Source organism: Candidatus Peribacteria bacterium (assembly GCA_023038255.1).
In the GTDB taxonomy this organism is placed as follows: Bacteria; Patescibacteriota; Gracilibacteria; order Peribacterales; family Peribacteraceae; genus CALREJ01.
Window position 1 is genome coordinate 968,215 of the sequence record CP082927.1, and the last position, 22,869, is coordinate 991,083.

The window sequence follows — 22,869 nt, forward strand, 5'->3', positions numbered from 1 at the left end:
GAAACCTCGGATGCCTTTTCATCAGGGCATACTTTGATTAGGATAAACACCTATGTCTCAGACCGTCCTCATCACCGGCGCCACCGCAGGAATCGGCGCAGCAACAGCCGAAACTCTCGCTGCCAACGGTTTTAATGTCATCATAAACGGGCGGCGCATGGAACGGTTGGAGGCACTTAAAACAAAGCTGGAAGCGCTCCAGAAAGGCCGTGTGCATATTCTGCACTGCGACGTCACCGATCGTGCTGGTGTCATAGCTGGTATCACAAACCTGCCGGCAGATTGGAAGAACATCGATATCCTTGTGAATAATGCAGGGCTCGGCCTTGGCTTGGGACCTATCAACGAAGGCAATCCGACTGACTGGGATACCATGATCGATACGAACATCAAAGGGCTGCTGAATGTCACCCATGCGGTCATGCCGGGGATGATCGAACGGAAGAACGGACACATTGTGAACATCGGTTCTATTGCGGGAAAAGAGGTATACGCAGGCGGCAATATTTACTGCATGACCAAACACGCAGTGGACGCCGTCACCAAAGCGCTACGCATCGATCTCCTCCCCCACAATATCCGCGTCACCTCTGTCGACCCCGGAATGGTAGAAACAGAATTCAACGTCGTCCGATTCAAAGGTGACCGCGAGAAAGCCAAAGCACGCTATGCAGGACTACGCGTACTGGATGCAGTGGACGTTGCCGAAGCAATTCTCTTTGCCGTCACGCGCCCGCCACACGTCTGCATCAATGATCTAGTGATCATGCCGACGGCACAGGCAAATACGGCAAACGCGCACAAAACAGAAAAATAATACGTACAAAAAGATGCACAAGAGTTCTCCACACCCTCTCTGGAAAACTCCTGTTGACTGTGGACAATCGTACACCTATGATGGTGAACGTTCGTCTTCAGTTAAAAAATCATAAACCTTTCAACCTTCTACTTTTAAACTTTCAAACCCCCAGCATGTCCCTCACTCCCCACCAGCGCACTACGTTAAATTACATCCGCGAATTTCAGCGCAAGCGTGGCTACAGCCCCTCGCTGTCTGACCTCGCGGTTGCCTTTGGCGTCCGCAGCAAGAACGCAATTGCGAAGGTGGTAAACGCACTCGTACGGGAGAAACATCTGGAGAAAGATCCCAAGGGAAGGATTAAAATCTTGGAAAATGAAGATGCACATGACGGCGTCCCTGCATTCAGCCTCCCTCTCTTTGGCCCCATCCCCGCCGGTTTTGCGGCAGCTGCAGAAGAACAGGCAGAGGAAATGCTGACCATTGAAAACTATCTCGTCCGCGATAAAAACGCGACCTTTCTGCTCCGCGTCAAAGGCGAAAGCATGCTCGGTGCCGGCATTAACGACGGTGATCTGGTCATTGTCGAGCGCGGCAAAGAACCGAAAGTACACGATATTGTGGTGGGCGTGCTGGATGGAGCGTACACACTCAAGCGCCTTCGCAAGGACAAGGGGAAGTACTACCTGCAGGCAGAAAACCCTGATTACCCGGACCTGTACGCTATGGATGAGCTCCAGGTCGCAGGCGTTGTCCGTGGAGTGATCCGCCGCTACTAAGACTCTCTTTTCCGTCGATCCCTATGATTGCTCATATTGATGCTGACAGTTTTTTCGCGTCTGTTTTACAGAGAAAACATCCCGAACTCCGCGGGAAGCCTTTGCTGGCGATGGGCATGGGTGGCAGCTGTGTGATTGCCGCCAGTTACGAAGCAAAAGCTAAAGGGGTGAAGACCGGGATGCCGCTCAGGATGGCAATGGAACTCTGTCCGGAAGCAGTCCGCATGCCGTCAGATTTTGCGGAGACATCGCTCGCCTCTCACCAGATAGAAGCCATTCTGCAGAACCATTCCCCTGTTCTGGAACAGATGTCGATTGATGAATGGTTTGTAGATCTGAACGCGCTTGTGGGAGGTATTCCATTCGATCTTTATATCTGGGCGAAAGATATCCAGCAGGAAGTGCTGAGCATGACTGGCATGTCCGTCTCTGTGGGCATAGGACCGAGCAAGACGCTTGCAAAGATGGCCAGCGAGTATCGGAAGCCTGCAGGGGTCACGGTCGTGGAGAAGCGGGATATTGAGACATTTCTGGCCGATCGTCCCGCGGCGGCGATTCCAGGCATCGGCAGAGCGCGTCAGAAGCATGCTGCGGCAAATAACTGGGTGACGGCACTGGATATGACGGTGGTTGATGACATGACACTCCAGAAACTCTTCGGGCGACCGGGTATTGATTTGAAGCGCGAGCTGTTGGGAGAACGACTGTCGAAGGTAGCGAGCAACGAAGAACCGCCTCAATCTATTTCCCGCACCCGAACATTCAAAAAAACTATCAGCAAAGAAAAAATCTGGGCACAGCTTCTGGAGCATGTCAGTTACTGCATATTAAAAATGCGGAAACAGGACTTGGCCACCCGCGGTATCTCCATCTGGCTGCGCGACGGCAATTATCATCACACAGGCCAGCAACAGCGCCTCCCCCAACTGCTTGATACTGAAGATGCCATCACACCCGTCGTCAAACGCTGCTTCGAAAAAATGCTCAAAGCCCGCACGCCCTACACCCAAGTCGGCTTCGCGCTCTGGGACCTGCACCCCAAAGCCGCCACCCAGTTCTCGCTCTTCAAAAGCCCGAAAGAAACCATGCGCAGCGAAATTCTCCAGCAGTCACTGGATAGTCTGCGTGTCCGGTTTGGACGCGATGTCGTGACGCGGGGCAGCGCCCTGGGAGTACAGCACAAAAAGAAGCGAGGGGTGAATTTGCCGTTGTATGAGTAGAAATCTTAGCTTTCAGCTTCTAGCTTTCGGCTTTCAGGAATAAATAAAACAAAGAGTTCCACCAGGTCCATTTTCGCAAAGCGAAAATGAGGTTTCGTTGGGAGGTGTCCGGCCACGGGGGGTGAGGGGGTCAGCGGTCAGTGGCTCTGGCCGGACCGCACTTTTTGATTCTTTTTGCTGCATGGGCAAAAAGAATGCCCGCCTGGCAAGGCTCCCCGAAGGGAATCACAGACCCTGTAAACGCTCTGCAATCTTCTGAAGCTTGCCCCTAGCCTCCTCCAACTTCCCCTTCTGTTCTGCCACCAAAGCTTCCGGGGCTCGTGCTACAAATTGTTCGTTTCCAAGCTTGGCTTCGATTCCCGCAACAAACTTCTCCAGGTTCTCTTTCTCTTTGCTGAGACTCGCTTTCTCTTTCTCAACATCGATCAACCCTTCAAGAGAGAGATGCACTTCGATGTCTGCCAGGAATACGGACGCCACATTCTCCAGCTTCTGGGCATCGGTAGAAATAGTCAGGTTACCGATCTTTCCCATACGGCGGATGTGTGATTCCTGATCTTCCAACACCTTGGAATACAGACCGGTCACAATCGTCACAGAAATCTCCTTCGCCGGTTCCACCGCCTGCTCTGTACGCAGTCTGCGGATAGAGGTAATCACGTCGATCAATATCTGCAATTCACCAAAAGCTGCCTGATCCTTACGCTCTTCTTTTGCAACAGGCCACGCTTCCGCCATCAACATACCGGCATTTGCAGGCTTGATCTGTGCCCAGAGTTCTTCGGTAATGAACGGACAATACGGATGCAGCAGCTTGTAGAGACGGCGGAGCACATGAACCAAAACAGCATGATTCGCAGTCCCCTTCGAGAGTTCCAGGTACCAGTCGCAGAAGTAATCCCACGTGAAACTGTAGAGCTTTTCGCCGGTCTCGCTCAGGCTGTAGGTCTCCATCCCTTTCGTCACATCCTCAATCAGAATTTCCGATGCATGGAGGATGGCACGGTCTGCGAGAGATAACGTTGATACATCGGGCAATGATTCAATGCTCTTCGGATCAATACCAGCCGCCTCACACTGCATCAGCACAAAGCGCGATGCGTTCCAGAGCTTGTTGATGAAGTTACGATAGCCGGCAATCTTTTCTTCGTAGAGACGGGAATCGGCACCCGGACTCTGGCCCACGATCATCGAAAGACGCAGCGCATCTGCTCCGTATTTGCTGATCATATCCAGCGGATCGATCATGGTTTCGGGATGACTCTTGCTCATTTTTGCACCGTCACGCGTGCGGATGAGACCGTGGAGATACACTGTCTTGAACGGAATCTGCCCCGTCGCATATGTTGTCATCAGGATCATACGGGCGACCCAGAAGAATAAAATATCGTAGCCGGTTTCCATCACAGAGGTCGGATGGAATTTTTTGAAGTCAGGACTGCGCTCCAATAATTCGTTGAGTGTCAGCGACGGATCGAGTGCCAGCGCAGGATCAATGAGTGTCGACCACGTCCACATGGCGGATGAGAACCAGGTGTCGAGAGTGTCAGTGTCCTGTTCCCAACCATCACCTTCAGGCGCCGTCACACCGGTATAAATTTCATCGCCGCGATACCACACCGGAATGCGATGACCCCACCAGATCTGACGACTCACACACCAGTCCCGCAGGTTATCAATCCAGTGGAAATACGTCTTGTTGAATCGCTCAGGAATAATCTGAATATCTCCATGATGCACGACATCATGCATGATCTGCTTCAGGCTCATTTTCTGATTTTTCCAATCCACCACCTCTTTATTCACATCCATAAACCACTGCAGTTTGATCTGCGGTTCAATCGTTCCCCCGCCGCGCTGGTTCACGGCTTTGTTGTGCACGTAGCCTTCTTCGGTCTTTACGACGAGCCCCTTTGATTGCAGCTTTTCGACAATGAGCGGACGCGCCACTTCGATCTTCATCCCGGCAAATTCCTCAGCGATCGGAAGCAGCTTTCCTTCATAGTCGATCACCTGTTCTTTCTCGAGGCCATGGCGCTCGGCAATTTCAAAGTCCGCCGTATCGTGCCACGGGGTAATCGTCATCACTCCTGTACCGAACGCAGGATCGACAGCAGTATCTTTAATGACGGTTGCACGGACAGGTCCGTTGATCCACTCGGCTTCGAAGGTATCGCCGTGTTTATACTGAGCGTAGCGCTCATCATCCGGATGCATCACCACGTACTTGTCGCCGAATTTGGTTTCAGGGCGCGCGGTCGAAATCTGAAACGGGCCGTACTGGAACGTATAGAACGGAATGGTCTCCTCCTTCCATTCCACTTCATCGTCGGACACGGTGGTCTGGAGTTTCGGGTCCCAGTTCACAATACGGTGACCACGGTAAATGAGACCATCTTCGTACATCTTCTTGAAGACTTCATTCACACAACGGTTGAGTGACGGCTCAAAAGTGTAACGTTCGCGGGACCAGTCACAGCTCGAACCCATTTTGCGGACCTGACCGCGGATGGTTGTCTTGCTGTTCTCCACAAACTCCGCAATCTTCCCGACCAGCGCCTCACGTCCCAGTTCTTTGCGCGGATCTTTCATGCCTTCATCTTTTAGCTTCTTGATAACCACGTTCTCCGTCGCAATCGCCGCATGGTCCGTACCCGGAACCCAAAGCGCCTCTTTCCCCTGCATACGCGCAAAACGCGTGAAAATGTCTTCCAGTGCGAGCATCACAGCATGGCCAAGATGTAACTGCCCCGTCGCATTGGGCGGCGGCATGCTGATGGTGAATGATTCTTTCGTACTGTTTGCATCAGCCTTAAACGCACCACTGTCCTCCCACATCGCGTAGATGCGGTCTTCGGTTCCCTTTGGATCGTAGGCTTTCTCGAGCACGGGTGAAGTATAGGTGAATTGGGGAGAAAGGCGATATTTGACTAAATTTAAAATGATATTAATATGTAAATTGTGTCGATGATCTTTCAAAAGAACAAAAGGATTCAAAAATGATTAGAAGAAACGAAGCAGGCGAAGTATGTGGTAAACAGGCTCTTCAGGCCGGAGATTGTATTGGTTGGCTCGAAGCAGAGAGGTGCATCCTAGTCTGGACACCTGGCAAAGATGCCAATCATCTGCAATGGGATTCTGGTAACAATAAGAGATCCGTGAACATATTAACAGATATCAATATGACGCGGTCGGCAGCCGAAATCCTTACACTGCTTGCGGATGCAGCTGGCCTCATCCTCAGTCACGATGCTCCTCAGGAGGAAAAGCCCCCTCAGCCAATGCATACGTTCTTTATACTGAAAGAGCAGAGCAGGCAGTAAAATTCTAAAACGACACAACTAACGCTGTACGAAAGAACAGCACATACCGAAGCGGTGCCCCGAAAAGGTACCGCTTCTGCATAACAGAATGTATCGCCGCCAAGTTAGTAAAACCGAATAAAATGGCGATTTGCATGTAATCAGTATTTGACTTTTTACTATAAAATTATATAATAATATTATGAACCAAGAACCCGTATCTGACCATGAATTGCAGGCTCTTTTGGAGAGGATTGCAGAAACTCCCATTCCCTATGCAACAATTCAACAGCAAATCCGGCATCTGCAGCACAGCATGCACATCCTTATGTGGAATCCGGATATTGATCGGAAATCAGAAGCAAACCAAATAGATACAGAAAGGGGCGTTATTGAAGTATCGGAACAGATCAGTCCGCCACTGACTATTCTTGCACTCATTGCAGAGCAGAGACGGAGCTATGAGGAGTCGGCCGCACAGAATCTATCGGAGACCTATTGCCTTGCCGCTATTGATATTCTGCTCAGAGCGGAACCGGATCTTGTACAAACATTACTCCCTCAGGCACAAGCCTACATGGCGAGCACATTTGACGAGAAGCCCACGACATCCATGGATATGATGTACAGATATGCAGACATCACAGGAAATACAGGCCCCTTTGAAGCAGTAAAAGAGTATCTGAATGGCCTGATGCTTACGATGGGCAAAAGAAAAGACCTTGATGCATCGCTGCAGAAGCAATAAGCCTTGTCGATAGCGGCCTCCCTCTTCGACTCGCTACGCTCGCTCAGGGTTGTTTAACCATCGGCTCGCTTTGCTCGCTCTCGGTTAAACAAAAAAAACGCCGCCCTTTCGGGACAGCGTTCTATGATGGAAAGAACAGGAATCGTTCGCCGTGGCTTGCGCAACAGCTAAAACGAAGCCGGAACCTTATACGTGAAGAAATTTTTCGATGCAAGAGAATTTTAACAATTTATGCTTAGAACACGGAAAAAAGTCGGCGTTTTGCTGGCTATCATCAATGAAAAGACGATAATGATTTCATGAAACGCCCGTACAAAGCATTCCTATCCGGCGAAGCACGGTGTATCCACTTGTTTAAAGAAGTGGGATCGAATCTGAAAACATACGGAAAGGATCTGGGTCAAGAATACATTACAGGGCCATACCAAAAGCATGATGCCATCCAGATGATTACCGGTCCGGTCATGGCGGCTGCCAGCGTGATTCTGGAGGGAACAGACCAGATTGTGGCAGGTGTGCTGGATCAGAAGCTGGAACCATCCAACGGAACACTGGGCCGCATGCGTCGTGATGGCAAAGAATTCCTGAAAGACGTCGTGACTCTCCACCCTATCCGCGCCATTGCAGACGGATTCCGGCTGGTAACATCCGATCTTCTTCTGGATGTCGGGGATGCAGTCGGCGGGCATCGGATGGCGGCATAACTGAGCTATGCAGATGCACGATACGAAGGTCTCTACTCGTACCCTCTCCATACGTTATACTTTCACCATGCCAACCTTCGATTTCACCTGCACCGCCTGCAAGTCTGTCTTTGAAAAAACACTCTCTTTCGGCGTGAAAACGAAACCCGCGTGTCCGGAGTGTGGCAGTAAGAAAACAGAGAAGATGCTCTCAATGCCCGGCATCGTGTTTAAGGGCAGCGGCTTTTATAAGACGGACAGCAAATCATCATCAATCCCAAAGCAGCCCCCTGCAATGACTGACGCAAAGCAGAAGACGGAACCTGAAAAGAAGCCAGACACAAAACCGGCTCAAACAGATAGTGGAAAAACACCGGCGAAGCCGTAGAGTGCCGGCCATGGCGAAAAAAGTTCGCATGGGCCCATTGGAGAAGCTGAGTAACGCCAGTTACACGAAGCTTTTTCTGTTGTGGATGCTTCTGAACATCGTCTGTGCAGTGTGGTACTTCGAGCTGGGTGCACTGCATAGTCCCAGCGCCCCCACGCATCTGGCGGAAATGGAGACATGGGATCGCCTCTTCAACAGCTTCTACTTCAGTATTATCACCGCTACCTCCATTGGATACGGCGATATTGTGCCGATGGGATTATCTAAGGCCATAGCGATGGTGCAGGCGATTCTGGCACTCCTGATCTTTGCCATCTTTGTGGCCAAGCTCGTTACCCGCAGGCAGGACATAATCATGGATGACATGCATCGCATGACCTCCGAAAGTATATTCCACAGTCTGCGGCAGGGACTTTTCATTGTCCGGAAAGACTTCGATACGCTGATCCAGAGACTGGAGACAGAAAAAACACTGACACCGGAAGAATGGGACATTCTTGCAACCGCCTACATCCAAGCCGAAAAACTGATGGAAGACATGCCCCAGCTCTACGGCAGCCGCATTGATGCCAAGCGCGACACCCTGCTTCTGGAAGCCATCCAGCGCACACTCCGTCGCATGAAGACACTGACAGATCTGCTCACGAAAAAGAAAATTGCCTGGAAGAAACACGAGAGTGCGAGTGAGCTGAAAGAACTGATTTCCATCGTGGAAACCGTCATGCCGCACTGGCAGCAGACACATAAAACCAAGAGCCCGATTTTTAAGGAGATTATGAGTATTACCAAAGGGCTGAAGGCATCACTTTGAATAGAGGCGTCACTCTGAGGACACTCGAAGGGTCGACACCGAGCCCGTCCTTGAACGTGCCTATGCTTCGAGCGTCCTCAGCATGACACGTGCCTGACACAAAAAAGCCCCGACTTTCATCGGGGCCTCTTGAGTCAATCCTGGAAGCTGACAGCTATTTAGCGGCGGAATCCACCTGGACGGCCACCACCGAATCCACCCGGGCGTCCTCCACTCATCGGCGGGCGGCGGACTGGGGCAACGTAGCCTTCCGGAGGCGCAGTCATCTGCTTGAGAGACATGCGGGTCTTGCCTTCCTGTGCATCGAATTCGACACACTTGGCCTGGATCACATCGCCGACTTTCACGACGTCTTCGACCTTCTCGGTACGACCCCATGCGAGCTCGGAGATGTGGATCATTGCATCTTTGCCCTTCAGGAATTCAACGATGGCACCGGTGCCGTCAATGATGCGGACAACCTTACATTCGTAGACCTTTCCGACTTCCGGCTTGGCAACAATGCCTTCAATCCACTCCTTCGCCTTCGCCATTGAGTCTCCGTTGAGAGCCGTGACGAACACGAGTCCGCTGTCGTCGATGTCGATTTCGACACCGAGTTCACCGGTGATCTTCTGGATGGTTTCGCCACCCTTTCCAATCACGAGACGGATATCGTCCGGGTTAATGGTGATGGTTTCGATGCGTGGTGCGTACGGGCTCATCTCTTTGCGTGGCTCTGGGATAGCTTTGAGCATGACATCGAGAATGAATGCGCGGCCGACTTTGGAACGCTCGAGAGCGTCTGCAAAGACGGAATCCGGCAGACCCTTGATCTTGATATCCATCTGGATAGCCGTCACACCTTTCGCAGTTCCGGTGAGCTTGAAGTCCATATCACCGCCGAAGTCTTCTTCATCCTGGAGATCGGAGAGAATGACGTACTGTCCCTTCTCCTCGTCAGAAATAAGACCGAGCGCGATTCCGGACACCGGAGCACTGATTGGCACACCGGCAGCCATGAGCGCGAGTGTGGAACCACAGGTTGCAGCCATGGAGGATGAACCGTTACTTTCGAGGATTTCGGTAACAGTGCGGATGGTGTACGGGAATTCGGCTTCCGTCGGGAGCACCGGCAGGAGTCCGCGCTGTGCGAGGTTTCCGTGTCCGATTTCGCGGTTACCGGTCATCAGGCGATTGGATGTTTCACCAACGGAGAACGGCGGGAAGTTATAGTGGTGCATGTAGCGGAGTTCATGCTCCCCTTCCATTCCCTCCACGAGCTGCTTGTCACCCGGGGATCCGAGCGTACAGGTCGTCATACCCTGCGTCTCTCCACGCTGGAAGAGAGCGGAGCCATGCACACGCTTCGGAAGAATATCCACTTCTGCAGTCAGCGGGCGGATTTCATCAATCTTGCGGCTGCTCATGCGAATACCCTCTTCGAGGACGAGGCGGCGCATTTCATTCTTGATAATTTTGTCGAGGAACACGGACCCATGTGTGTAGAGGGTTGCCAGTGTTTCATCGTCGCCGGCCGGACCGTACTTCTCTTCGAGCTTCGCGTTGGCATCGGCAATAAGCTGATTGAAAATCGCGCGGCGGGCCTTCTTGGACATGTCGTCCTTAATCGCCTTGCTGATGGTCGGCACTGCCCATTCCTTCAGATAGTTGTACCCTTCTTCGTGCATGAACGGCGCCTCGACCACAAACTTCTCTTTACCGATTTCCTTGCGGATTTCGTCGAGGAACTTTGCGATTTTCTGTGCCCACTTCTTTCCGAATTCAATTGCGCGGAGGATATCAGCCTCAGGCACCTGGTTGGCACCGGCTTCAATCATCACCACACGTTCGAGTGAGGCGGTGAGGAACATATCGAGGTCGCTTTTCTTGAGAGCTTCCACAGACGGATTCAACACGAGTTCGCCGCCGATCAATCCAACACGGACAGATCCGAGAGCGCCTTCGAACGGACAATCGGAGATGGCAACAGCAAGGCTGGCTGCATTTGCCGCGAGGACATCGTGTTCATTTTCACCGTCGTACGAGAGGACGGTGCAGAACACCTGGATGTCGTTTCTCATGTACTTCGGGAACATCGGGCGAAGACCGCGATCAATCACACGGGCAAGGAGCACGTAGTCATCACTCGGACGACCTTCGCGCTTGCGGTAACGACCGCCGCAGATTTTGCCGCCTGCGTAGTACTTTTCCTGATACACCAGCTGGAGCGGCAGGAAATCGACGCCGTCGCGCGGCTTTTCGGACACTGTCACGTTACCCATACAGACGGTATCACCCATCTGCGCAAGTACGGTGGCATTGGCCTGACGGGCGATTTTGCCCGTCGAGAATGTGAGCTTCTGATCACCCAGCTCAAGGGTGTATTGCTTTTCAGCCATAAAAATAAGAAGAAAGGATACGAAAAACCTTTCCTCTACTGAGACTCTACCTACCAGAGTGGATTCACATTTCAGTATCCGCGCACGGAGACTCGAACGTAAACCCAGAAGGAAGCAGGGAGACGGCAGAGGGAAGGAACTAGGGATAGTATACAGATTTTGACATTTTAAGGAAAGCCCCATTCTCAGGGAAAATGGGGCTTTCTCTTACATCTTTGCTAAGAAAGCTTCTCACCAGTGAAGGGATCAAAAATCCATCGATGAGGATAAGAATCTCCCTCACGATAGTTCTTGCGACCACACCCGCCAATACAGGGACGATAGTAGAGAACGTCATCCTCCACGCCCCATGCAACGACCAAGCCAGGAACCCGATGCAAAAACTGCTTTCCATAATACGTAAATTCAAGCGTATCCAGACGCTCCCCTGTAAACGGGTGAAAGATCATCCCCTCACCATGATTCAATTGCCGGGCTGTATATGCACGTCGGAACATACTGAAATCCTCCTTCTCTTTCTAAGCATTGATGTAAAAGATCTGCAGCGCCAAAAGAAAAATCTTTTGGCCATGCCCTGCGCACGTGAGCAGAGCGCACTGCAGACGAATCATCTTCAACGCGCTCCGCTCAGGAAAGAGGCAGCACACGGCTGCCTTCTCCCCACCCTCCTTGTCTGCTTCTCGGAAAAGAATTCGCAATTTTTTTGTGATACTTCGTTATGGCATCTGTAACCTGAAGCACCACATTCACCGGCTCCGGCAGCACAACTGCTTCCGGATTCGTCTCTGCCGATGGCAATGCTTCTGTACTCATGTAACGTTGCAACGGTACATCAGGACACACGACAGATCAAGAGCATTTTAACAGGTCGATCCGCCTTAGGCGGACGAGACCCTATTTCTTCTGTAACTTGCCTAGAAAATGCTTGAATCCCCCTTCGCCAAACTGCAGCATGCGACTTCCCCGGGTGATTTTACTGATGCTGATCTCCAGTTTTTCTGCAATCTCGCGCTGGGGCATTCCCTTGTTAAGCGCCTGAATCAGTTGCCAGCGTTCTGCGAGCGACTCCAGTTCCTGCGGTGTGAGGATATCGGTCAGGAGCAGCTTTGCTTCTTTCTCGTCTTCAACAGATGCAAAGAGTTCGTAGAGTTCGGCGATGTGCTTTTTGGAAACGGCCATACAGAAAGAATACTCCGGGGCCGGTTCCGATACAAAAAAGGCTCCTTGCGGAGCCTTTTGAATGCTGGATGATCATTTATTTCTTGAGCCCGTGTGTTTCGAGAACCTTCTGGTACTCGTTCGGCTTGTTCATGCGGAGGTAGTTCAAAAGTTTGCGGCGCTGTGCAACCTTACCAAGCAGTCCACGGCGTGCGGAATGATCCTTCTTGTGTTCCTGAAGGTGGCCGGTGAGGAGACCGATTTCCTTGGTGAGGATAGCGATCTGCACCTGCGGGGAGCCGGTATCCTTTTCGTGGATCTGGCTGTCCGTGATCAGTTTCTTCTTGGTTTTGCGCTTGATGGCCATGGTAAGTGGGGAGGAGACAACAAAAATAAGGAGTCCACCGAGCCTCTGGAAGCAAAAGCGCTTTCTGAAGCACGGATAGGCGCCTATTGTACGAAAACGCCAAAAATTGGCAAGTGAAAATGACATTGTTTTCGGCCGAAGAGTGTACTAACGTTCACCCTTCGGCTACGCTCAGGGGTGAACCCCATGCTCTATAGAACGAAAAAATGATACGATGAATTCCCTTTTCTTTCATTCTTATGACCACAGCCTCTATCATCCTCGGAATCCTCGGCCTTGCCGGCATCGGGTACATTGCCTGGAAGCTCTCTGTAAAACAGGAAATTCAGGCAGATAACACGCAGGAACTCCGCGAAGAAAATGCGCAGCTGAAGGCCGAGCTCAATCAGCGGACAGAGGAAATCGGACGGATGACTGTCAAAATTGATGCGGAGCGGTCTGAGAAGGACAAGTGGGCGGGAACCAACAAGCAGATGTTTCTGGAGGCAACCAAGCTTGAAGCAAAAATTGAGGCACTGACGATGGAGCGCGACAGCCTGAAGAAACAGGTGGTGAAGTTTGAAACAGACAAAGAACAGCATGAGCGTGATTTTTCCGAGAAGATGACCAGACTGGAAGGTATAAAACTCAGCCTGGATCAGGAGCGCCAGCGTGTGATCCGTGAAGACGAGGAGCGCAGAGCGCAGGAGCTTCTGGAACGCGATCGCCTCTGGGCTGACCACGAAAACGGTGTGATTGCCACACTGACGGATCTGTGTAAGCAGCCGCAGTTTGCGTTCACGTCGTACTCCAACACCAATTTACCGGAAGGATTTGATGGCAGCCTGAAGCCGGATTTCATGATTGAGTTTTTGGACCAGTATGTCGTGTTCGATGCAAAAGTCTCGAAAGCAAAAAGCCTGCAGACCTACGTAAATGATCAGGTGAAAAAGACGGTGGAGAAAGTAAAAAACAACGAGCGTATCTACAAATGGATTTTCCTCGTCGTCCCGGCAACAGCGCTCAGCGAGCTCAAAGTGCATCACTATCCGGTGGAAGGGTATCAGCTCTTCGTCATCTCTCCGGAAGCCATTCCTGCCGTCCTTGCCTCTCTCAAAAATATCACGCGCTACGAATTTGCCGAGCAGATGGACCCGCAGCAGCGCGAGAACATTATCCAGACCATTGCCGAACTCGACTTCCACGTAAACCTCCGGAACGCCGTCGATATTGTCATGTCAAAAATGGGCGTTGATCTGCTCCGCAAAACCCAGCGGATTGATCCGGCCATTGCCGACGAAGTGGCTCTCAAGAAAATCCCGATGAACGCAAAAGCATCTGTTGCAGCCACGGAAATCAAAAAAATCGTCAGTGATTTCACGGCGCAGAATGTCGAGGCACAACGCCTGGTCTCACCGGATGCACCCGTAAAAAAGCAGAGCCTGAATGACGCTGAGACATTACTGACAGACACGCTCTTTTCATGAAAACGAGCAACAAGCAACCAGGAACAAAACTCCGTTCGCTCAAGAAAAATAAGAATTTCTTCCAGGGCTCCCGAAAAGACAATTGTCAGGGAAACTTGGTCGAGACCCGTCCCCTTTCCGCTACACTCCCTCCGTGGAAACCCTCAACAACGACGCGATTTTGAATGGCCTGAATGAAGAGCAGCAGCAAGCAGTGCTCCAGACAAACGGACCTGTGCTTATTCTGGCTGGAGCGGGTTCAGGCAAGACGCGCGCACTCACGCACCGCATTGCGTATCTCATCAGCAAAGGCGTACAGCCGTGGCAGATCCTCTCGGTCACTTTCACGAACAAGGCGGCCACCGAGATGAAAGAGCGCATCAAATCGATGCTGCATTTGAGCGATCCGGATACGCCGGGCCCATTCGACCAGTCGCAGGGTGACCGACATTCAAAACTGCCGGTGATGGGAACATTTCACAGTATTTGTGTCCGCATTCTCCGGCGCGACATTGAAAAGCTCGGACGCGACCGGAACTTCGTGATTTACGATGGGGACGATCAGGAGAAACTAATGAAGACAGTCCTGAAAGACATGCGCATTCCGGAGGAGGAAATGAAGGCGCGCGCGGCGCTCAGTTATATCGGCAAATTCAAGTCTGAAGCCTACAGTCCGAAGGAAGCTCTCGCGCAAGCAACGACCGATAAAATGATTAAAATTGCCCAGATGTACGAGCGGTACCAGACGGCACTGCGCCAGAGTAATGCACTCGATTTTGATGACCTGATTCTTGAGACCGTTCGCCTCTTTCATGAGTGCCCGGATGTGCTCGATAGGTACCAGGAGACCTGGCGGTATCTGCATGTGGATGAGTATCAGGATACGAACCACGGACAATATCTGCTGATTACTCTGCTCGCGCAGAAGTACCGGAATATCTGCGTGATCGGTGATCCGGATCAGTCCATTTACGGTTTCCGCGGTGCGGATATCCGGAACATTCTGGAGTTTGAGAAAGAATATAAAGACGCTGTGCGCATCAAACTCGAACAGAACTATCGCTCCACCCAGCCCATTCTGACTGCAGCCGACAAGGTGATTTCTGCAAACCCGAACCGCCCGGACAAGAACATGTGGACCAACCGTACAGAGGGTCCGATGATTATCGTGAATGAAGTCCGGGACGAACGACGCGAAGCGGAAGAAGTGGTGAAGGCAGTGCAGCAGATGCTCGCAAGTGGAACACCTCTCCGCGAACAAGTCATTCTGTACCGCACCCATGCACAATCCCGCGTCTTTGAAGAAGCCTGCATGCGCTCCGGCATCCCCTACCGCATTCTGGGCGGCGTGAAATTCTACGCACGCAAGGAAGTGAAGGATGTGCTCGCGTATCTGTATGCCATCCTGAACCCCTACGACACCGTGTCGATGCTCCGCATTGTAAACGTACCGTCGCGCAAAATCGGAGAGACAACGCTGTCCAAAATCCAGGCATTCGCGAGCGAGCAACACCTGAGTCTGTGGGACAGTCTGAACTACGCATCGCAGATTGAGACACTGGATGACGGCGTCCGAAACCGCATCAATAATTTCACAGCTCTCCTGAGCCTCTACAAAAACATGTCAAAGACCGTCGTGGTAAGCGCTCTTGCGGAGCAGTTACTGACCGATCTTGGTATGGAAAAATGGCTGACCGAAGGCGAAGAGGAAGGCGAGGAGCGCTGGCGCAACGTCCAGGAATTGCTGACGGTTATGCACAAATATGACGCTCTTGATCCGGAAACCTCGCTGATGAGCTTCCTCGAGGAAGTTGCCCTCGTGTCCGAAGTGGACAAGCTGTCAGAGGGCAGAACCGACGCTCTTACGCTGATGACGCTGCACCTGTGCAAGGGGCTTGAGTTCGAACATGTGATGATTGTGGGCTGCGAGGAAGGCCTCTTCCCGCACAGCAACAGCATGTACGACAAGGAGCAGCTGGAAGAAGAGCGCCGCATTATGTATGTGGGTATGACACGCGCCAAAACACAGCTGCGACTCTTCTTCGCAAAGAGCCGCTTCATGTGGGGCGAAGGCAAAAGCAATCCCCACAGCCGCTTCCTGGATGACCTGCCGGAAGAGGTGCTTGAACGCAGAAGTGACGATGTGCTGAGTGCATTCTCCTGGGCCAGTGGCCAGGGTGAGCAGCGGATGCGCGGCGGCAAACTGGAACCGTTCCGTCAGCAGACAAACGACGTGGAGATCGAGTTCAATCAGGATGTGGACTTTGGCGCAGAGGGCGACCCGGATGTCGGCTCCCGTGTGGAGCACCCGCTCTACGGCAAAGGAACAATCGAAACCAAGCGCGGCGATATTGTGGAAATCATTTTTGATGGAGGACCCAAGAAAACCTTCGCCCTCAGCATTGCCCCGCTCAAGCTGCTTTAAGTGTCACTCTGAGCCCAGCTTGCACTGAGCGCGACGAAGTGTCGAAGAGTCGACACGAGTCCATGTTTCGACGAGCTCAACATGACACACATGTATAAAAAAAACAGGGACCCGATTGGATCCCTGCTTTCCATCATAGAACGATTTTTATTGGAACTGTGTTCCACGGACGACAGGCGCACTGCTGTTGCCGATCCATGTGAAACTGGAGGTTCCATCAGTCCAGGTAATGTCGCCGGCAACGGTGGAGGTGCCCGGTTCATTAATGGTCAGACTGAGGCTCGGGTTGTTGGCTGTACCCGGAACAGTCACATCACCATAGACACGGAAGTTTTCGGTACCGGTGATGGTTCCGAAGTTCGTCGGAATGGAGTTACAGGTCACGACGTTACCGGCAATGGTACACGGCACTGTCGTGTCTGATCCTTCCTGACGGAGTTCGACATTGGAGACGGTTGTACCGCCTGTTGCCTGAACCTGCATGCGGATCTGCTGGAGTTGGACGCTGCCCTGGCTGTCGGTTGCCGTGGTGTTAAATGCAAACGTTGCGAGGAGCTGGTCATTACCGTTTGTAATGAGGTTCGTTGCCGGACCTGCATTGGTCACAGAGGTGATGACTGCGCGTGCCACAGCGAATGCCGGGAAACTGTCGGAGGAAGACGAGTTATAGGTATCGTTACTCCACTCACCGGTTCCCGTAATCTGGATGGTGGCAATCTGCAATGCCTCTCCGCTCACGCCACCGCTGTCTCTGGCCTTCAGACGGGCACGGAGATAGACAGAGTGATCCACACGGCGCTCAAGGCGCAGCATGTCTGTCGGGAAAGAGACACGGTAGACAGAGGATGTTCCCTGCTTGGTAGCCGTTCCAAGGAAGCGGCCGTCGTTGTCATACACCAGGAAAGAATCCACGGATGTCGACGGTGACGCGAGGCTGATGTCCAGAGACTGGACGTTCAGCGGCTCGTTATTGCTGAAGAACTTGGCACTCGCAAGAGCGGGTGTGGTCTGTCCAAGAAGAACGATCTGGGAACGGACAGACGTGTCTGTCAGAGGATCATACGTACCGGAACGGGACGATGACGACATCGATGACGCAGATGACATCCAGGACGATGAACGGGATGAAGATGAGAGAGACGAGCGGGAAGACGAAGACATGCGTGAGGAGGAAGACCTGCTCTGCGCAGCCTTCAGGAGATCGAGATCTCCTTCGCTGTACGCGAGGAAGTTTGCAGCCAGACGGGCCATTTCGCCGCGGGTCAGTTTGTCACCGACTCCAACACCGCTGATGGTGATTCCCTTCTGCTGCGCTTCGTTGATGAACGGAACGTACCAGTTGTCACCGTTCGTTTCGACAGCGGAATAGGCATAGAGTTTCACAAGAACTTTCACCGCCTCTTCATACTGAACAGGACGGTTCGGTTCGAATTTCCAGTTCTCCGGAGCAATAGATGCAATGACGTTCCCGCGCACAATACCCATGGACTTGGCACGGCAGACCGCGGCTTCGTACCAGATACCGCGAGCGACATCCGGGAAACAGTTCATGTATTCGCGGTTGTCGCTGGGAGGCAGCAGACGCATGATAATCTGCACGAACTCCGCACGATTGAGCGTGGAGCTTGCACGGAATGTTCCGGATGGATCACCCTCAAGCACACCGGCCTGCGTCAGCACGCTGATAGCAACGCTCGACGGAAGATCCCAGTTTGCCCGGTCCGTATAGCGTCCGATGTTCGACGTGTCATAGTCACGACGACCCGTTGAACGCATGGAGGAACGGGACGAGGAAGAGAGAGACGACGAACGTGAGGACGAAGACAGGGAAGACGACATCGACGACATCCAGGAAGACATGGATGATGACATCCATGACGATGACTGGGATGAGGGCATCGACGACCAGGAGGACGACGAAAGGGAGGAAATAGAAGAAGATGAAGCGCTCTGTGCCATGGCCGTCACTGCGGGGAACAGCAACAGAGCGGCCGATAATGGAAGTAGTGTTTTACGCATACGAGGGTTAAGACAGTAGTCTGACCGAAAAGTGACAAAAAAGCGCTTGCATCATGAAGGATGTGTTTTATGGGTTTGTACCGGCATTTTAATGGTTCAAGGGTGTACAGACGTGCGAAACAGGCCTCCTCTGGAGCATAAATGCTCTACACTGTGTGTATGGCCACCCTGGCAGACACCATCCGGCTCTTCTGCAAAAAGCAGAAACTCGTCATGAATACCGATCTGGGTCAGCATTTTTTGGTTGATAGCCAGATTCTGGAAAAAATTCTGGAGGCGGCAGATATTCAGAAAGACGAAACTATCCTGGAAATCGGTGCAGGTATCGGCATCCTCACGCATGAGCTGCTCCGCAGAACCAAACATGTGACCACAATCGAAATCGATGCACACCTGGTTCCCCTGCTGCACGCATACATCAAAGCACAGGGTGAAAATAAAGTGCCGACGGTTATTCAGGGCAATGCACTCAATGTTGCCTTCCCGACCACGCCCTACAAAATTGTCGCAAACATTCCCTATCACATCACATCCCCTCTCCTGCGACACGCGTTTTTGGAAGGCACACAGTCACCCAAAAGTCTGACACTTCTGATCCAGCGCGAAGTCGCGGAGAAAATCTGTGATACGAAAGATGCAGGCATCCTGACCATTGTCGTCGCACTCTTCGGTTGCCCGCGCATTGTCGTGAACGTACCGCCTGCCGCCTTCATGCCGCCGCCCAAAGTGGAGTCGGCCGTGCTCCACATTGATTGTTTTGAAAAACCACTCGCGGACAAAGACACGATGGACCGCGTATTCGCTCTGACCAAACTCGCATTCAGCCAGAAGCGAAAGATGCTCCGGAACACACTCGGCAGTCTGCCAAACGGCGACGCGATGATGGAAGCCTGCGGCATTGAACCGACCCGCAGACCGCAGACTCTTTCCATAGACGAATGGATCAGACTCGCACAGTACCGGTAAAATCCTCGACGGTCGCTTACGTCTTTCTTGGAAGCTTTCTCGTATCCGTGTTGGCGCTGCAGTGGTGGCAAAAAACATCCTATCCATTGGAACTTTGGATCATCCTCGGAATCCTCGGACTCTTCGGAACCGTCGGCATCCTTTTGAAGAAAGGCGTCATCGCCAGCATCATTCTTGCAGCAACAATAGCCATCAGCCTCGCACTCTTCACCGTCTCCCGCACCACCCACATCCCCTCGCAAACAACAATCGATACCTATGCAACAGGAAAGACCGCCACCATCCACGGCATCATCGCTGACGCCCCCGATGACCGGCAGATTTTTATCCGCTACACCGTTGATGCAACCGATGTGCAGCTCTTTGCGACTGGCGCCGTGATTCCCGTCACCGGAAAAATCCTCGTAACCGACAGACGTCACTGGCCGCGCTACCGGTACGGCGACAGTGTAATGATCAAAGGAATAGTGGATCTCCCGAAAAACAGCGAAACCTTTGCCTACGACAACTACCTAAGCCGCTTTGGGATCTACACCACCATGCGTGCATCGGTGATCGAACAAATATCTGAAGGTCACAAAAATCCCGTCATGGCCGGACTGATCCGTCTGCGCGAAGCATTCGAAGCACAGATCAACCGCGTGTTCCCGGAACCACAGGCCTCGTTCCTCGCAGGGCTCCTGACGGGTAGCCGTCGCGGGATGCCAGACCATCTGACCGATGCATTCAAGGCAACGGGTCTCTCGCACATCGTCGCGATTTCGGGATTCAATATCACAATTATTATCACGATCATTTCCGGTGCCCTGTTCTTCCTGCCGCTCAAGTGGCGGTTTATGCCGGCTGTCGTCACCATCATTCTTTTTACGCTCTTCGTCGGCGCAAGCGCCTCTGTAGCAAGAGCCTCGATCATGGGCATTCTCGGACTCTTTGCACTGCAGACAGGACGCTTAAAAAACATCCGCCTGCTTATTGCGTGGACCGCGTTTTTCATGCTGCTCTGGAACCCCAAACTCCTCTGGTACGACGCCGGATTCCAGCTCTCGTTTCTGGCGGTCATCGGCCTTTCTGAAACAGCACCCATTCTCGAACGATGGCTCAAAAGAATTCCCAATGTCCTCGGTGTCCGGGAAGCACTCACTGTCACCATCGCCGCTCAGGTCTTTGCGATGCCATGGGTTGTGCTGCAGTTTGGGACACTGTCTCTCATTTCTCCTCTCGCCAATATTCTCGTCGCCCCGCTCATTCCGTTTGCAATGCTCTGTGGATTCCTGGGAACCGTCATCAGCATCGTCTCACTCCCCGTCGGACAGCTGACCGGGTTTGTGGCGTGGGGATGCATGGAATTGATTCTCTTGATAGCCACCACTCTCGCCCGCATCCCATTCGCATCTCTCACACTTCCAAAAATCGGAGTGGCAATAGTCGGGCTCTATTACGTCCTGATCATTACAGGATTGATTACCCTGCACGGGCGAACAATCCGATCATATCTCTCATCAGTCATCAAAATCCTCCGAGTGTGACCGGACCATTGCGCGCATGGCGATCACTGCATTGATTGCATCGTTCTGCGCAAGGGGAAGATCACGGCCGCGCATCTGCTGCCTGTACATGAAGCGGATTTCGGCAACCTGTGCCGCAGTGATTTCCGGATATCCCCGCATATTGATGGTATCTGCCAGTGCCTGATTCTCCAGTGCGTCCGGCTGCACAGCCTCAGTTCGTTCAATCAGGGGCATGTCTAAGGTGGTTGCTTCTGACATACAAAAGGAGAGGAAATGGAAATGCTGCCTTTTTAGAGAGCTTCGTTTGCAGCAACCTCATTCATGGCCTGGCGCAAAATCTCTGTCTGCTCCGATCGATCCTTCTTCAGGAAAGCAGTATAAAGCGCTTTGCGGGCTGTGCAGGAAGCGATGACATCTTCCGTGTGCTGCATTTTTTCCTGCTGAAGCGACAGGACATTTGCGGAATCAGCCTGTTCTACAGAACCAATCTCGGCAGAAGTACAATTATGATGATACGAACGATACATACAGAGGGTTGAAAAGAAAAAGATTGCGGGCATTCTAATGAGCCCTTTAAAAAATGCACGCCGAAAGAATCCGAAACCCAGGCAACCCCGTATTTGGCTCTAAAACAAGAGAAAAACACAGAGCGCCTGAAGATTGAATCTGGTAGAATGACCGTCTGTGAGCACCTATCCGACTCTCCGGCTGAAACCCGAACGCGAGGCATCCGTGTTAAACCGGCACCATGCCATTTACCGGACATCGTTTGACCGGGCTCCGGATGTGCCGAACGGTTCGATTGCAGAAATCCAAACAAGCGAAGGTGATTTCCTCTGCTACGCCACCATCAATACGCGCGCCTACATTTGCGGACGTGCGATTGCCTTTGAACCGGGAGATCCTTTGATGACGCTGCGCCGCACCATGAAAAGCGCGATAGAACTGCGCAATCAATTCTTCTCAAGCGCAGACACAACGGCCTATCGCCTGATTAATGCCGAAGGTGACGGCGTCCCGGGGCTGATTGTCGATAGATACGGCGATGTGATTGTGCTGCAGCTCACGACACTCGGAATGGATAAGATGCGGGCATGGATTATCAACACGATTGCAGACCTGACAGGGGCTACGCTCATCTACGAAAAGTCGACCAGTCAGAGCCGCAAGAATGAAGGACTGGAACCGCGCGAGCAGTGGCTGCGCGGAAACGGGAAGACGACAATCGAGATACAGGAACGCGGCGTGAAGTTTCAGATTGATCTGACCGGTAGCCAGAAGACAGGCTTCTTTCTGGATCAGCGCGAGATGCGTTCGCTTGTAAAACAGCTAGCTCCCGGCCGGACTGTGCTTGATTGCTGCAGTTACGTGGGAGGCTTCGCCCTCTCCGCTCTCGCCGGAGGCGCCATTGCCGCAGATGCCGTCGACTACGATCCGGAAGCCATTGTGAAAGCCAACCAGCATCGTGATCTGAACAACATCGACCCCTCACAATTCGACGCATTTGATGAAGATGTCTTCGATTTCCTCCGCCGCGAACCCCTCCCCCGCCCATACGACTTTATTATTCTCGATCCACCAGCGTTTGCAAAAAACGCCGAATCGCTCGATCTTGCGAAGCACAAATACACGGACATGAACCGCATGGCCATTAAAGCTCTGCCTCCCGGCGGATTACTCCTTACCTGTTCGTGTTCGTTTCAAATTACCCCAGACATTCTGCAAACCATCGTCTTCCACGCCGCGCGACAGGCGAACCGATCGGTCAGAATTCTGCAGCGTCATCACCTGGCGTACGATCATCCGGTGAATATTTATTATCCGGAGACGGATTACTTAAAGAGTTTATTGCTTTGGGTTGAATAGGCTT

Annotated in this window: 23 protein-coding genes; 14 read left to right on the forward strand and 9 right to left on the reverse strand. The window is 52.3% G+C overall.

Annotated elements, in window-relative coordinates; translation table 11 throughout:
* The first annotated feature begins 52 nt into the window (after window positions 1-52).
* The 3 genes from K8942_04770 to K8942_04780 all read left to right on the forward strand — a co-directional run bounded on the left by K8942_04770 (window position 53) and on the right by K8942_04780 (window position 2,798).
* A complete protein-coding gene (locus K8942_04770; GenBank protein ID UPA22334.1) occupies window positions 53-817 on the forward strand; it encodes an SDR family NAD(P)-dependent oxidoreductase in 765 nt (254 codons plus the stop codon).
* A 155-nt stretch (window positions 818-972) separates the two neighbouring features.
* A complete protein-coding gene (lexA, locus tag K8942_04775) occupies window positions 973-1,578 on the forward strand; it encodes a transcriptional repressor LexA (protein UPA22335.1) in 606 nt (201 codons plus the stop codon).
* 23 nt (window positions 1,579-1,601) lie between these two features.
* Window positions 1,602-2,798 carry a DNA polymerase IV gene (locus K8942_04780; GenBank protein UPA22336.1) on the forward strand — a complete coding sequence of 399 codons (1,197 nt, stop codon included), beginning with the start codon at window positions 1,602-1,604 and terminating at the stop codon, window positions 2,796-2,798.
* Window positions 2,799-3,023: 225 nt separating this feature from the next.
* Here K8942_04780 and K8942_04785 read toward each other — a convergent pair whose 3' ends face one another.
* Window positions 3,024-5,636, reverse strand: a complete 2,613-nt coding sequence (locus K8942_04785; GenBank protein UPA23149.1) for a valine--tRNA ligase — start codon at window positions 5,634-5,636, stop codon at window positions 3,024-3,026.
* Window positions 5,637-5,797: 161 nt separating this feature from the next.
* Between K8942_04785 and K8942_04790 the strand changes: the two genes are divergently transcribed.
* The 5 genes from K8942_04790 (at window position 5,798) to K8942_04810 (ending at window position 8,730) form a co-directional block, all read left to right on the forward strand.
* The gene (locus tag K8942_04790) at window positions 5,798-6,121 is read left to right on the forward strand and encodes a hypothetical protein (GenBank protein UPA22337.1); all 324 of its coding nucleotides are present in this window, start codon (window positions 5,798-5,800) and stop codon (window positions 6,119-6,121) included.
* A gap of 181 nt (window positions 6,122-6,302) precedes the next feature.
* Window positions 6,303-6,848, forward strand: a complete 546-nt coding sequence (locus K8942_04795; GenBank protein UPA22338.1) for a hypothetical protein — start codon at window positions 6,303-6,305, stop codon at window positions 6,846-6,848.
* 299 nt (window positions 6,849-7,147) lie between these two features.
* Window positions 7,148-7,552: a hypothetical protein gene (locus tag K8942_04800; GenBank protein UPA22339.1), complete on the forward strand. Its 405-nt coding sequence runs from the start codon at window positions 7,148-7,150 to the stop codon at window positions 7,550-7,552.
* 67 nt (window positions 7,553-7,619) lie between these two features.
* Window positions 7,620-7,919, forward strand: a complete 300-nt coding sequence (locus K8942_04805; protein ID UPA22340.1) for an FmdB family transcriptional regulator — start codon at window positions 7,620-7,622, stop codon at window positions 7,917-7,919.
* 10 nt (window positions 7,920-7,929) lie between these two features.
* Window positions 7,930-8,730 (forward strand): potassium channel family protein, encoded by an 801-nt coding sequence (locus tag K8942_04810; protein UPA22341.1) that lies wholly within the window; start codon window positions 7,930-7,932, stop codon window positions 8,728-8,730.
* Window positions 8,731-8,888: 158 nt separating this feature from the next.
* On the opposite strand, the gene K8942_04815 is transcribed toward K8942_04810, so the two are convergent.
* The 5 genes from K8942_04815 to rpsO all read right to left on the reverse strand — a co-directional run bounded on the left by K8942_04815 (window position 8,889) and on the right by rpsO (window position 12,636).
* A complete protein-coding gene (locus tag K8942_04815) occupies window positions 8,889-11,111 on the reverse strand; it encodes a polyribonucleotide nucleotidyltransferase (protein UPA22342.1) in 2,223 nt (740 codons plus the stop codon).
* 218 nt (window positions 11,112-11,329) lie between these two features.
* A complete protein-coding gene (locus K8942_04820) occupies window positions 11,330-11,608 on the reverse strand; it encodes a hypothetical protein (GenBank protein ID UPA22343.1) in 279 nt (92 codons plus the stop codon).
* 130 nt (window positions 11,609-11,738) lie between these two features.
* A complete protein-coding gene (locus K8942_04825) occupies window positions 11,739-11,924 on the reverse strand; it encodes a hypothetical protein (GenBank protein ID UPA22344.1) in 186 nt (61 codons plus the stop codon).
* Between the two features lie 81 nt (window positions 11,925-12,005).
* A complete protein-coding gene (trpR, locus tag K8942_04830; GenBank protein ID UPA22345.1) occupies window positions 12,006-12,290 on the reverse strand; it encodes a trp operon repressor in 285 nt (94 codons plus the stop codon).
* 76 nt (window positions 12,291-12,366) lie between these two features.
* Window positions 12,367-12,636 (reverse strand): 30S ribosomal protein S15, encoded by a 270-nt coding sequence (rpsO, locus tag K8942_04835; protein ID UPA22346.1) that lies wholly within the window; start codon window positions 12,634-12,636, stop codon window positions 12,367-12,369.
* Between the two features lie 239 nt (window positions 12,637-12,875).
* Between rpsO and K8942_04840 the strand changes: the two genes are divergently transcribed.
* Both K8942_04840 and K8942_04845 read left to right on the forward strand, forming a co-directional pair.
* Window positions 12,876-14,102: a hypothetical protein gene (locus K8942_04840; GenBank protein ID UPA22347.1), complete on the forward strand. Its 1,227-nt coding sequence runs from the start codon at window positions 12,876-12,878 to the stop codon at window positions 14,100-14,102.
* 133 nt (window positions 14,103-14,235) lie between these two features.
* A complete protein-coding gene (locus K8942_04845; GenBank protein UPA22348.1) occupies window positions 14,236-16,506 on the forward strand; it encodes a UvrD-helicase domain-containing protein in 2,271 nt (756 codons plus the stop codon).
* A gap of 147 nt (window positions 16,507-16,653) precedes the next feature.
* Here K8942_04845 and K8942_04850 read toward each other — a convergent pair whose 3' ends face one another.
* Window positions 16,654-18,282 (reverse strand): S-layer homology domain-containing protein, encoded by a 1,629-nt coding sequence (locus K8942_04850; protein UPA22349.1) that lies wholly within the window; start codon window positions 18,280-18,282, stop codon window positions 16,654-16,656.
* Between K8942_04850 and K8942_04855 the strand changes: the two genes are divergently transcribed.
* The 3 genes from K8942_04855 to K8942_04865 all read left to right on the forward strand — a co-directional run bounded on the left by K8942_04855 (window position 18,281) and on the right by K8942_04865 (window position 21,017).
* Window positions 18,281-18,544 carry a hypothetical protein gene (locus tag K8942_04855; protein ID UPA22350.1) on the forward strand — a complete coding sequence of 88 codons (264 nt, stop codon included), beginning with the start codon at window positions 18,281-18,283 and terminating at the stop codon, window positions 18,542-18,544. The genes K8942_04850 and K8942_04855 overlap by 2 nt on opposite strands.
* A gap of 140 nt (window positions 18,545-18,684) precedes the next feature.
* A complete protein-coding gene (rsmA, locus tag K8942_04860; GenBank protein ID UPA22351.1) occupies window positions 18,685-19,491 on the forward strand; it encodes a 16S rRNA (adenine(1518)-N(6)/adenine(1519)-N(6))-dimethyltransferase RsmA in 807 nt (268 codons plus the stop codon).
* Window positions 19,464-21,017 (forward strand): ComEC family competence protein, encoded by a 1,554-nt coding sequence (locus tag K8942_04865; protein UPA22352.1) that lies wholly within the window; start codon window positions 19,464-19,466, stop codon window positions 21,015-21,017. Before rsmA ends, K8942_04865 begins: the two co-directional genes overlap by 28 nt.
* Here K8942_04865 and K8942_04870 read toward each other — a convergent pair.
* Together K8942_04870 and K8942_04875 are read right to left on the reverse strand one after the other, a co-directional pair.
* Complete coding sequence (locus K8942_04870) at window positions 20,991-21,257, reverse strand: hypothetical protein (protein ID UPA22353.1); 267 nt, start codon at window positions 21,255-21,257, stop codon at window positions 20,991-20,993. The two genes, K8942_04865 and K8942_04870, sit on opposite strands and share 27 nt — an antisense overlap.
* 32 nt (window positions 21,258-21,289) lie before the next feature.
* Window positions 21,290-21,559, reverse strand: a complete 270-nt coding sequence (locus K8942_04875) for a hypothetical protein (protein UPA22354.1) — start codon at window positions 21,557-21,559, stop codon at window positions 21,290-21,292.
* 124 nt (window positions 21,560-21,683) lie between these two features.
* Between K8942_04875 and K8942_04880 the strand changes: the two genes are divergently transcribed.
* A complete protein-coding gene (locus K8942_04880; protein ID UPA22355.1) occupies window positions 21,684-22,865 on the forward strand; it encodes a class I SAM-dependent rRNA methyltransferase in 1,182 nt (393 codons plus the stop codon).
* Window positions 22,866-22,869: the final 4 nt, after the last annotated feature.

Bases quoted from the DNA above. Each gene is read 5' to 3' on its own strand.
- K8942_04770 (UPA22334.1), top strand. From the start codon at position 53: ATGTCTCAGACCGTCCTCATCACCGGCGCCACCGCAGGAATCGGCGCA.
- lexA (UPA22335.1), top strand. From the start codon at position 973: ATGTCCCTCACTCCCCACCAGCGCACTACGTTAAATTACATCCGCGAA.
- K8942_04780 (UPA22336.1), top strand. From the start codon at position 1,602: ATGATTGCTCATATTGATGCTGACAGTTTTTTCGCGTCTGTTTTACAG.
- K8942_04785 (UPA23149.1), bottom strand. From the start codon at position 5,636: ATGTGGGAGGACAGTGGTGCGTTTAAGGCTGATGCAAACAGTACGAAA.
- K8942_04790 (UPA22337.1), top strand. From the start codon at position 5,798: ATGATTAGAAGAAACGAAGCAGGCGAAGTATGTGGTAAACAGGCTCTT.
- K8942_04795 (UPA22338.1), top strand. From the start codon at position 6,303: ATGAACCAAGAACCCGTATCTGACCATGAATTGCAGGCTCTTTTGGAG.
- K8942_04800 (UPA22339.1), top strand. From the start codon at position 7,148: ATGAAACGCCCGTACAAAGCATTCCTATCCGGCGAAGCACGGTGTATC.
- K8942_04805 (UPA22340.1), top strand. From the start codon at position 7,620: ATGCCAACCTTCGATTTCACCTGCACCGCCTGCAAGTCTGTCTTTGAA.
- K8942_04810 (UPA22341.1), top strand. From the start codon at position 7,930: ATGGCGAAAAAAGTTCGCATGGGCCCATTGGAGAAGCTGAGTAACGCC.
- K8942_04815 (UPA22342.1), bottom strand. From the start codon at position 11,111: ATGGCTGAAAAGCAATACACCCTTGAGCTGGGTGATCAGAAGCTCACA.
- K8942_04820 (UPA22343.1), bottom strand. From the start codon at position 11,608: ATGTTCCGACGTGCATATACAGCCCGGCAATTGAATCATGGTGAGGGG.
- K8942_04825 (UPA22344.1), bottom strand. From the start codon at position 11,924: ATGAGTACAGAAGCATTGCCATCGGCAGAGACGAATCCGGAAGCAGTT.
- trpR (UPA22345.1), bottom strand. From the start codon at position 12,290: ATGGCCGTTTCCAAAAAGCACATCGCCGAACTCTACGAACTCTTTGCA.
- rpsO (UPA22346.1), bottom strand. From the start codon at position 12,636: ATGGCCATCAAGCGCAAAACCAAGAAGAAACTGATCACGGACAGCCAG.
- K8942_04840 (UPA22347.1), top strand. From the start codon at position 12,876: ATGACCACAGCCTCTATCATCCTCGGAATCCTCGGCCTTGCCGGCATC.
- K8942_04855 (UPA22350.1), top strand. From the start codon at position 18,281: ATGGAGGAACGGGACGAGGAAGAGAGAGACGACGAACGTGAGGACGAA.
- K8942_04850 (UPA22349.1), bottom strand. From the start codon at position 18,282: ATGCGTTCAACGGGTCGTCGTGACTATGACACGTCGAACATCGGACGC.
- rsmA (UPA22351.1), top strand. From the start codon at position 18,685: ATGGCCACCCTGGCAGACACCATCCGGCTCTTCTGCAAAAAGCAGAAA.
- K8942_04865 (UPA22352.1), top strand. From the start codon at position 19,464: ATGGATCAGACTCGCACAGTACCGGTAAAATCCTCGACGGTCGCTTAC.
- K8942_04870 (UPA22353.1), bottom strand. From the start codon at position 21,257: ATGTCAGAAGCAACCACCTTAGACATGCCCCTGATTGAACGAACTGAG.
- K8942_04875 (UPA22354.1), bottom strand. From the start codon at position 21,559: ATGCCCGCAATCTTTTTCTTTTCAACCCTCTGTATGTATCGTTCGTAT.